Consider the following 1705-nt stretch of genomic DNA (forward strand, 5'->3'; position numbering starts at 1 on the left):
CTGAATCCCGAACATCGTGCGGCGCACCTTATCCACCCTACAAAATCGCCGGTTTTGTAGGGTGGATAAGCGTAGCGCATCCACCATCAGCCCCGTCGACGGCTCCACGCTGGATGCTGTCTCCCAAATTTGGAACTGCTGAGGGCGACACGTGGAAGTTTACTCAACCAGTGGGAAAATATATACTAGCAGGTTATTCTTCCGGGGTAGCCGCCCCTTCGGAGTGCCTGAGCCATGCGCCTGATCCAGGAAGCACTGACCTTCGACGACGTCCTGCTCGTCCCTGCCCATTCCCGGGTGCTGCCCAACGAGGTCAGCTTCCACACCAAACTGACCCGTGAGATCGACCTGAAGATCCCGCTCGTCTCCGCCGCCATGGATACCGTCACCGAAGCACGACTGGCCATCGCCATGGCCCTGGAAGGCGGCATCGGTATCATCCATAAGAACATGAACACGGAACGCCAGGCCCGCGAGGTGCTGGCAGTCAAGAAATACGAGAGCGGCATCATCCGCGACCCGATCACCGTCAGACCGGACGTCACCGTCGGTGAGGTGCTGCGCCAGACTCGCGCCCACAATATTTCGGGCGTGCCGGTGACCGAGGCCGGCAAGCTGGTCGGCATCGTGACCGGCCGCGATCTGCGGTTCGAGACACGGATGGATGAACCGGTCTCGGCCATCATGACCCCCAAGGAACGGCTGGTCACGGTCATGGAAGGCGCCAGCCGTGATGAAGTGGTACGGCTGCTGCACCAGCACCGCATCGAAAAGGTGCTGGTCGTCAATGACCGCTTCGAGTTGCGCGGGCTGATCACCGTCAAAGACATTCAAAAAGCCAAGGATTTCCCCAAGGCGTCGCGCGACCACCATGAGCGTCTGCGCTGCGGGGCCGCGGTCAGCGTCGGCCGCGGCACCGACGAGCGCGTCGCCGCGCTGGTGGAAGCCGGGGTCGACGTGATCGTGGTCGACACCGCGCACGGGCACGCGCAAGGGGTGCTGGACCGCGTCGCCTGGGTCAAACGTCACTTCCCCGAGGTTCAGGTCATCGGCGGCAACATCGCTACCGCGGACGCCGCCCGCGCCTTGGCCGCTGCCGGGGCGGACGCGGTCAAGGTCGGCATCGGCCCGGGTTCAATCTGCACCACGCGCATCGTCGCCGGTGTAGGCGTGCCGCAGATTACCGCCGTGTCCAACGTGACCGAGGCGCTGGAAGGCACCGGCATCCCGGTGATCGCCGACGGCGGTCTGCGCTACTCCGGCGATGTCGCCAAGGTGATCGCCGCGGGTGCGCACAGCGTGATGATCGGCGGACTCTTCGCCGGCACCGACGAGGCTCCGGGCGAGGTCGAAATCTATCAGGGCCGCTCCTACAAATCCTACCGCGGGATGGGCTCATTGGGCGCCATGGGGGCCAAAGAGGGTTCCAGTGACCGCTATTTCCAGGAGGATGCCGAGAAGGACAAGCTGGTCCCCGAGGGCATCGAGGGCCGGGTCCCCTACAAGGGCAGCGTGCTCAACGTCATCCACCAACTGGTCGGCGGCCTGGGCTCCGGGATGGGCTACACCGGCTGCGCCACCATCGAGGAAATGCGGACCAAACCGCAGTTCGTGCGGGTGAGCAGCGCCGGGATGCGCGAGTCCCATGTGCATGACGTGCAGATCACCAAAGAAGCCCCGAACTACCGCATCGACAATTGAATGC

At 63.9% G+C, this 1705-nt stretch carries 1 protein-coding gene; it reads left to right on the plus strand.

Annotated features, from left to right (window positions below):
- Positions 1-234 precede the first annotated feature (234 nt).
- On the plus strand, positions 235-1701 hold the full coding sequence (gene guaB, locus QZY03_RS01800; RefSeq protein WP_295577651.1) for an IMP dehydrogenase: 1467 nt from the start codon (positions 235-237) through the stop codon (positions 1699-1701).
- The last annotated feature ends 4 nt before the right edge of the window (positions 1702-1705 follow it).

The sequence above is a fragment of the uncultured Lamprocystis sp. genome (assembly GCF_903933125.1).
Classification (GTDB): Bacteria; Pseudomonadota; Gammaproteobacteria; order Chromatiales; family Chromatiaceae; genus Thiodictyon.

Bases quoted from the DNA above. Each gene is read 5' to 3' on its own strand.
- guaB (WP_295577651.1), top strand. From the start codon at position 235: ATGCGCCTGATCCAGGAAGCACTGACCTTCGACGACGTCCTGCTCGTC.